This window comes from Saccharopolyspora sp., from assembly GCF_017434145.1.
Classification (GTDB): domain Bacteria; phylum Actinomycetota; class Actinomycetes; order Mycobacteriales; family Pseudonocardiaceae; genus Saccharopolyspora_C; species Saccharopolyspora_C galaxeae.
In genome coordinates this window covers 1-7,171 of the sequence record NZ_JAFRFW010000909.1, presented here as the reverse complement: position 1 = coordinate 7,171, position 7,171 = coordinate 1, and the positions used below count along the sequence as shown (strand labels likewise).

Annotated in this window: 5 protein-coding genes; 3 read left to right on the top strand and 2 right to left on the bottom strand. The window is 70.8% G+C overall.

Going from position 1 to position 7,171, the window contains the following annotated elements; all coding sequences use genetic code 11:
- Both galK and IJH84_RS24640 read right to left on the bottom strand, forming a co-directional pair.
- A partial coding sequence (gene galK, locus IJH84_RS24645; RefSeq protein WP_295149621.1) for a galactokinase occupies positions 1–1,171 on the bottom strand: 1,171 nt, incomplete at its 3' end.
- Positions 1,168–1,863, bottom strand: a complete 696-nt coding sequence (locus tag IJH84_RS24640; RefSeq protein ID WP_200071267.1) for a metal-dependent transcriptional regulator — start codon at positions 1,861–1,863, stop codon at positions 1,168–1,170. The genes galK and IJH84_RS24640, both read right to left, overlap by 4 nt.
- 135 nt (positions 1,864–1,998) lie before the next feature.
- Here IJH84_RS24640 and IJH84_RS24635 point away from each other — a divergent pair, with 135 nt between their 5' ends.
- The 3 genes from IJH84_RS24635 (at position 1,999) to IJH84_RS24625 (ending at position 7,007) form a co-directional block, all read left to right on the top strand.
- Positions 1,999–2,850: a sulfurtransferase gene (locus IJH84_RS24635; RefSeq protein WP_295149618.1), complete on the top strand. Its 852-nt coding sequence runs from the start codon at positions 1,999–2,001 to the stop codon at positions 2,848–2,850.
- Positions 2,851–2,985: 135 nt separating this feature from the next.
- Complete coding sequence (locus IJH84_RS24630) at positions 2,986–4,161, top strand: acetoin utilization protein AcuC (RefSeq protein WP_295149616.1); 1,176 nt, start codon at positions 2,986–2,988, stop codon at positions 4,159–4,161.
- An 80-nt stretch (positions 4,162–4,241) separates the two neighbouring features.
- Entirely contained in the window at positions 4,242–7,007 is a 2,766-nt protein-coding gene (locus tag IJH84_RS24625; protein ID WP_295149614.1) for a bifunctional GNAT family N-acetyltransferase/acetate--CoA ligase family protein, read from the top strand.
- Positions 7,008–7,171 lie beyond the last annotated feature (164 nt).

Genomic DNA, 7,171 nt, shown 5'->3' with positions numbered 1-7,171 from the left:
CGCGGCCGGCGCCGGCCGCCGGGGTCGCGGTGAACAACCGGGGCCTCTGCAACCGGTGCTCGGCGAAGGAGTCCAACACGGACCGGCCGATTCGCTCCCGCTCGGTGGCAGCTACCAGCGCGATCGCGGATCCGCCGAATCCCCCGCCGGTCATTCGCGCTCCCAAGGCACCGGCGTTCAGCGCGGCGTCCACTGCGATGTCCAGTTCCGGGCAGGAGATCCGGTAGTCGTCGCGCATGCTCACGTGCGAGGCGGTCAGCAGCGGCCCGATGGCGGCCAGGTTTCCGGCCTTGAGCTCGGTGACGGTTGCCAGCACCCGGTCGTTTTCGGTGACCACGTGCCGTACCAGCGGCCGCAGCTGCTCGGGAAGACCGGGCAGGGTGTCGTCCAGCTCGCCGGAGGAGACGTCGCGCAGTGCTTTGACGTCGAGCAATTCCGCAGCGCGCTCGCAGCCTCGCCTGCGCTCGCCATAGCCCGAGTCGCTGTGCGAATGCTTCGCACGCGTGTCGATCACGAGCAGTTCCAAGCCGGCCGAATCGGTGTCGAACGGGATCTGCGTGGTCTCCCCGGAACGAACGTCGAAGAACAGCGCGTGCGCTTCGGTGCAGGACAACGACGCGGTCTGGTCCAGCAGGCCGGTGGGGGCGCCGACGAAGTCGTTCTCCGAGATCTGCACCCACCGGGCGATCTCGGCCGTCGACGGGGAGCCCGGCGCCCCGGCGGGCCGACCGGCGATGTCGAGCAGCGCCAGCGCTACGGCGCATTCCAGAGCGTGCGAAGAGGACAGTCCGGCGCCCGCGGGCACGTCACCGGCGATGACCAGGTCCGCACCGGGAACGTCGATGCCTTGGCCGTGCAGCGCGTATGCGACGCCCGCGGGGTAAGCGGCCCAGCCCGCCGGCGAGCCGGGAGCGAGGTCGGGCACGCGCATCGGCCCGGCGCGGTGCAGCGCACCGTTGTCACCCAGCGAGGCGACCGACAGCGCGCCGTCGGAACGCGCCGACGCTGCGACCGCGATCCGGTGCGGCAGCGCGATGGGCAGCACGAAGCCGTCGTTGTAGTCGGTGTGCTCACCGATCAGGTTGACCCGGCCCGGTGCCGACCAGACCCGTTCCGGGGCGCGTCCGTGCTCGCCGCCGAAGGCGTCGGCGGCGTGTTCGGCCGGGCTCACCTGGCGCGGACCAGGACGGCGTGCGCGATGCCCGGAGTCAGCTTGGTGCCGCCCTTGGCGCCCTTGACCTCGATCGGCTTGTTCACGCCGGTGACCGGCACGATCTCGATCTCGTGCGAAGGCATCAGCCCGACCTCCTTGAGCTCGCTCATCAGGTCGGGGTCGAGCTGCACGTGCTCGGCGATGCGGCACACCAGCGCCCGCCCGCCACCGCGGCGGGCGATCTCGTCGACGCGCTGCAGATCGGTTTCGGCGGACGGTGCCGACACGGCCATGCCGAGTTCGTCGAGGCCGGGGATGGGGTTGCCGTACGGGGAGGTCGCCGGGTTGCCGAGCAGGGTGACGAGCTTGCGTTCCACCGCCTCGCTCATCACGTGCTCCCAGCGGCACGCCTCGTCGTGCACGTGTTCCCATTCCAGGCCGATGACGTCCACCAGCAGGCGTTCGGCCAGGCGGTGCTTGCGCATCACGCGGATCGCCCGGCTCCGCCCGGCTTCGGTGAGCTCGAGGTGCCGGTCCTCGGCGACGGCGAGCAACCCGTCGCGTTCCATGCGCGCCACGGTCTGGCTCACCGTCGGCCCGCTCTGCTCCAGGCGTTCTGCGATCCGGGCGCGCAGTGGGACGACCCCTTCCTCTTCGAGGTCGTAGATGGTGCGAAGGTACATCTCGGTGGTATCGATGAGATCGTTCACGCTGGCTCCCCGTTGCAGTCCCACCACGATTCTAGTCCCGTGGCACTACCGCGGGTCGGTGGCTTCGGGTCGGCCGTTTCCGCTGTTCGACTGGTTCTTCTGCGCAGCTGTCCGCATTCGGATTGAGGGAGCCGCATGCACCCGTTGATCACCGTCGACGAGCTCGCCCCGAGGCTGGGCGAGCCCGGCGGCCCGGTAGTGCTCGACGTCCGCTGGAGTCTGCTCGGGCCGCCCGGCAGGCAGGACTACGAGCGCGGCCACCTACCCGGCGCGGTCTTCGTCGACCTCGACACCGAGCTGGCCGCGCCACCGGGACCGGGCGGCAGGCACCCGTTGCCCGCAGCCGGGGAGCTGCAACGGGTGTTGCGACGCGCCGGTGTGCGGTCCGATCGCACCGTGGTCGCCTACGACGCGAACGACGGTTCCGCGGCCGCGCGGGCGTGGTGGTTGCTGCGTTGGGCCGGTCACCGGGACGTGCGGGTGCTCGACGGTGGCTACGACGCCTGGGTCGAGCAGGGCGAGCCCGTGACCACCGAGGTGCCCGAGCCGACGGAGACCGGTTTCGATGTCGTACCGGGGTCGATGCCGGTGGTCGACGAGCAGGGTGCCGCGCGGCTCGCGCGCGAAGGGCGGTTGCTCGATGCCCGCGCGCCGCAGCGGTACCGAGGGGAGACCGAACCGGTCGATCCGCGTGCCGGGCACATCCCGGGCGCGGTGAACGTGCCGTTCGCGCACAACGTGACCGCCGGAGGGAGGTGGAAATCCCCGGCGGAATTGGCTGAGCGGTTCCGGGACTCCGGGGTGGACGCGGACTCGGCGGTAGGTGTCTATTGCGGTTCCGGCGTGACCGCCTGCTCGAATCTGCTCGCGCTGGAACACGCGGGGCTGAGCGGACCTGACAACCCCGCTGCGCTGTACTCGGGTTCCTGGTCGCACTGGTCAGCCGATCCGGAGCGGCCCGCAGCGACCGGTCCGGAGCCGGGCTGAGCGGGTACCCGAACCGGTCGTCGCAACGAGCGGCGGCGCCGAGGGCCGCGGTAGTGCGCAGTGCAGGGACACCGGAGATCGCTTGTGCCCTTCGCCACTGTGGGGCCGCACACACGGCAGGTAGCGTCGGCCGCCATGGGCAACGACTGCGCGGTGGTCTGGGACGACTCGGTCCTGGACTACGACCTCGGCGGGCAGCACCCGCTGCATCCCGTCCGGCTCGACCTGACGATGCGGCTGGCGCGCGAACTCGGCGTGCTCGACGGGGTCGAGCCCCTGCGACCGCGTCCTGCCACGGACGAGGAGTTGCAACGCGTGCACCGGCCGGACTACTTGGCGGCGGTGCGGTCCGCTCCGACCTCGGGTTGGGACGTCGGACACGGGCTGGGTACCGACGACAACCCGATCTTCGATCGGATGCACGAGGCCGCGGCGCTCATCGCGGGCGGTTCGCTGACCGCTGCCGAGCAGGTCGTCTCCGGCAAGGTCGATCGTGCGGTGAGCATCTCCGGTGGGCTGCACCACGCGATGGCCGAGCGGGCTGCGGGGTTCTGCGTCTACAACGACTGCTCGGTGGCCATCGCCGGAATGCTCGAGATGGGGGTGGAACGGGTCGCCTACATCGACGTCGACGTCCATCACGGCGATGGTGTGCAGGCCGCGTTCTACGACGACCCGAGGGTGTTGACCGTGTCGATGCACCAGCACCCGATCACGCTGTGGCCGGGCACCGGGTTCCCCAGCGAGACCGGCGGTGCGGGTGCCGAAGGCACGGCGGTGAACATCCCGCTGCCGCCGGGCACGGACGACGCCGGGTGGCAACGCGCTTTCCATGCGGTGGTTCCTTCCGTGCTCGAAGCGTTCCGCCCGCAGGTGCTGGTGACGCAGTGCGGTGCCGACGCGCACCGGGAAGACCCGTTGGCCGATCTGTCGATGTCCGTGGACGGTCAGCGCGCGACCTATCGCAGCCTGCGTGACTACGCCGAGCGTTATGCGGGCGGCAAGTGGGTGGCGTTGGGCGGCGGCGGGTATTCGCTGTACCGCGTCGTGCCCCGCGCGTGGACGCACCTGCTGGCCACCGTCCTGGACAGGGACCTCGATCCGGCCACGACGTTGCCGCAGGACTGGCTGGCGCACGCGCTGCGGGTTGCCGGGAACGTACCGCTGCCGACGACGTTGACCGACAACGTGGATCCGTCGTTCGCGCCGTGGAGCGGTATCACCGACACCACGGTGGACACCGCGATCCGGGACACCCGGCACGAGGTGTTCCCGTTGCACGGTTTGAGTCCTGCGGATGTCCGGGACTGAGTCGGCCTTACCTACCTGGTTGGTGTCGACGGTGGTGGCGAGGGACCGCTCACCAGGACGGCTGGAAGGGTGATCGTTGGATGGGCAGCGGCCCGACGGAGCAGGACCCGGCCGATGCCGGGCAGGTGCAAGGACCGGTCAGCGCTGCCGGGATCCCGCCCGGGGACGCATTCTCCGGTGCGCAAGCGCGGTCGGACGCGCAGCAGGAATATCCGCGGCATTGGGAAGCCGACGTGGTCCTGTCCGACGGCGGCACCGTGCATCTTCGTCCGATCATCCCGGCCGATGCCGACCAGCTGGTCTCCTTCCACGGCAGGCTCAGCGACCGGACCCGCTACTTCCGCTACTTCGGCCCGTACCCGCGGATGCCCAAGCGCGATGTGGAGCGCTTCAGCAACGTCGACTACGCCAACCGGGTCGCCTTCGTGGCGCTGCTCGGCGACGACATCGTCGCGGTGGGGCGGTTCGACCGGCTCGGCGAGCGGGACTCGGCCGAGGTGGCCTTCGTCGTGCAGGACGAGCACCAGGGCCGCGGGTTGGGGTCGATCTTGCTCGAACACCTGGCGGCGGCCGCGCGGGATTGCGGGTTGCGGCGGTTCGTCGCCGAAGTGCTCGCGGAGAACTCGGCCATGGTGCGGGTCTTCCGCGACGCCGGTTACCAGGTCCGGCGAGCGATGGAGGAAGGCGTCGTGCACCTGGAGTTCGATATCGACCCCACCGAGGAGTCGCTGGCGGTGGCCCGCGCCCGCGAGCAGGCCGCCGAAGCCCGCAGCGTGCACAACCTGCTGCATCCGCGTTCGGTAGCGGTGATCGGCGCTTCCACCGACCATCGCAAGATCGGGCACGCGGTGCTGGTCAACCTGCTCACCGCGGACTTCGCCGGCCCGGTGTACCCGGTGAATCCGGAGCACCGCTCGGTGCGCGGCGTGCGCGCCTACGCGTCGGTGCTCGACATCCCGGACGACGTGGATCTCGCGGTGGTGGCGATCCCCGCGCCCGGCATCGACGAGGTGCTCGACGCCTGCCTGGCCAAAGGCGTGAAAGCGCTGGTGATCGTGAGTTCCGGGTTCAGCGAATCCGGCCCGGACGGCCGCGAGATCGAGCGCCGCATGGTGCGTTCCGCCCGCGTGCACGGCATGCGCGTGGTCGGGCCGAACGCGCTCGGCGTGGTCAACACCGACCAGGGCAACCGGCTCAACGCGACGCTCGCGCCGCGACTGCCGGGAAGCGGCCGGACCGGGTTCTTCTGCCAGTCCGGTGCGCTGGGCGTGGCGATCCTGGCGACGGCGACCGAACGCGGCCTCGGGCTGTCCACGTTCGTTTCGGCGGGCAACCGGGCCGACGTGTCCGGCAACGACATGCTCCAGTACTGGCAGACCGACCCGGCCACGGACGTGGTGCTGCTGTACCTCGAGTCGTTCGGCAATCCGCGGAAGTTCGCCCGGCTGGCTCGGCGACTGGCGCGCAGCAAGCCGATCGTGGTGGTCAAGTCGGGCCGCAACGCGGTTCGCGCCGGGCTGGCCGCCACTTCGGTGCAGGTCGACGAGACCAGCGTGCAGACCTTGTTCGAGCAAGCCGGGGTGATCCGGGTCGAGTCGGTGGCGCAGATGTTCGACACCGCGCTGCTGCTGGCGCACCAGCCGTTGCCCGCGGGGGAGCGCATCGCGGTCGTCGGCAACTCCTCGGCGCTGGGCATGTTGGCCGCGGATGTCGCGCAGGCCGAGGGGTTGCGGTTGTCCTGCGAACCGGTCGACGTGGGTGCCGCTGCCGAGCCGGAGGAGTTCGCGGCCGCCGTTCGCGAGGCCGCGTTGCGGGACGACGTGGACGCCTTGGTTGCGGTGTTCGCTCCGCCGGTCGCGGTGCCCGGCACCGCCTACGCGCGCGCGTTGCGAGAAGCGCTGCAGGAAGCGGGTACGACCGCGACCAAGCCGGTCGTCACCACGTTCCTCGCCGCCGAAGGGGTGCCGGACGAGCTCGCGGTTCCCGGCTCGGACGGTTCCGCGGCGTGGGGTTCGATCCCGTCCTACCCGAGCCCGGAGCGGGCGGTGCTCTCGCTGGCGCGCGCCACCCGCTACGCGCGCTGGCGGGCCGCTCCGCAGGGCCATTTCGTACGGCCCGAGGGCATCGCCGAGGATCGCGCGCGGGATGTGGTCGAGCGGTTGCTGACCGACGGCGAGCATCGGCTCACTGACGACGAGGCGGTGGAGCTGCTCGGCTGCTACGGCATCGAGCTCGTCCCGTTCCGTCGAGTGCGCGGTGCGGACGAGGCCGCAGCGGCCGCCGATGAACTCGGTTACCCGGTGGCGGTGAAGTCGGCGGGCGAACACCTGCGGCATCGCAGCGACCTCGTGGGCGTGCGGCTGGACCTGATCAACGCGGAGGCCGTGCGCGCAGCCTGCCAGGACCTCGCGCGAATGTCCGAAGTGGACGATGTCTACGTGCAGCGGATGGCGGATCGCGGCAATTCCTGCGTGATCGATCTGATGGACGACCCGTCGTTCGGCACGTTGGTCTCCTTCGGACTGTCCGGTGTGGCCAGTGAACTGCTCGGGGACAAGGCTTACCGGGCGGTGCCGATGACCGATGCGGACGTCGCTGCGCTGGTCCGGGCGCCGCGGGCTGCTCCGTTGCTGGCCGGTTACCGCGGGGATGAGCCGGCGGACCTCGCGGCCGTGGAGGACCTGGTGTTGCGGGTCGCGACGCTGGTGGAGGACCTGCCGGAGGTCTGCGAGCTGACCTTGCAGCCGGTGCTGGCCTCGGCCCGTGGCGCGCAGGTGACCGGTGCGCGGGTATCGGTGCGCCGCTCGTCGGCCGCGCCGGACACCGGCCCGCGCCGGCTCCGCTGAGAGCGACCTCCACTACGAGACCGACGCGTTCCGGTTATGGTGTGCGGGCCGAGGAAGGGAGATCGCCGTGCACGACCTGGAACTCGTTGAGCTGGGCACCGTCGAGGCAGGAGAGCACCAGCTGACGATCCGCGCGCACCGCGGCGAAGATCCCGCTTCGCCGG

Excerpts from the sequence above, each read along its gene's own strand:
- IJH84_RS24635 (WP_295149618.1), top strand. The coding sequence starts at position 1,999 with ATGCACCCGTTGATCACCGTCGACGAGCTCGCCCCGAGGCTGGGCGAG.
- IJH84_RS24625 (WP_295149614.1), top strand. The coding sequence starts at position 4,242 with ATGGGCAGCGGCCCGACGGAGCAGGACCCGGCCGATGCCGGGCAGGTG.
- IJH84_RS24630 (WP_295149616.1), top strand. The coding sequence starts at position 2,986 with ATGGGCAACGACTGCGCGGTGGTCTGGGACGACTCGGTCCTGGACTAC.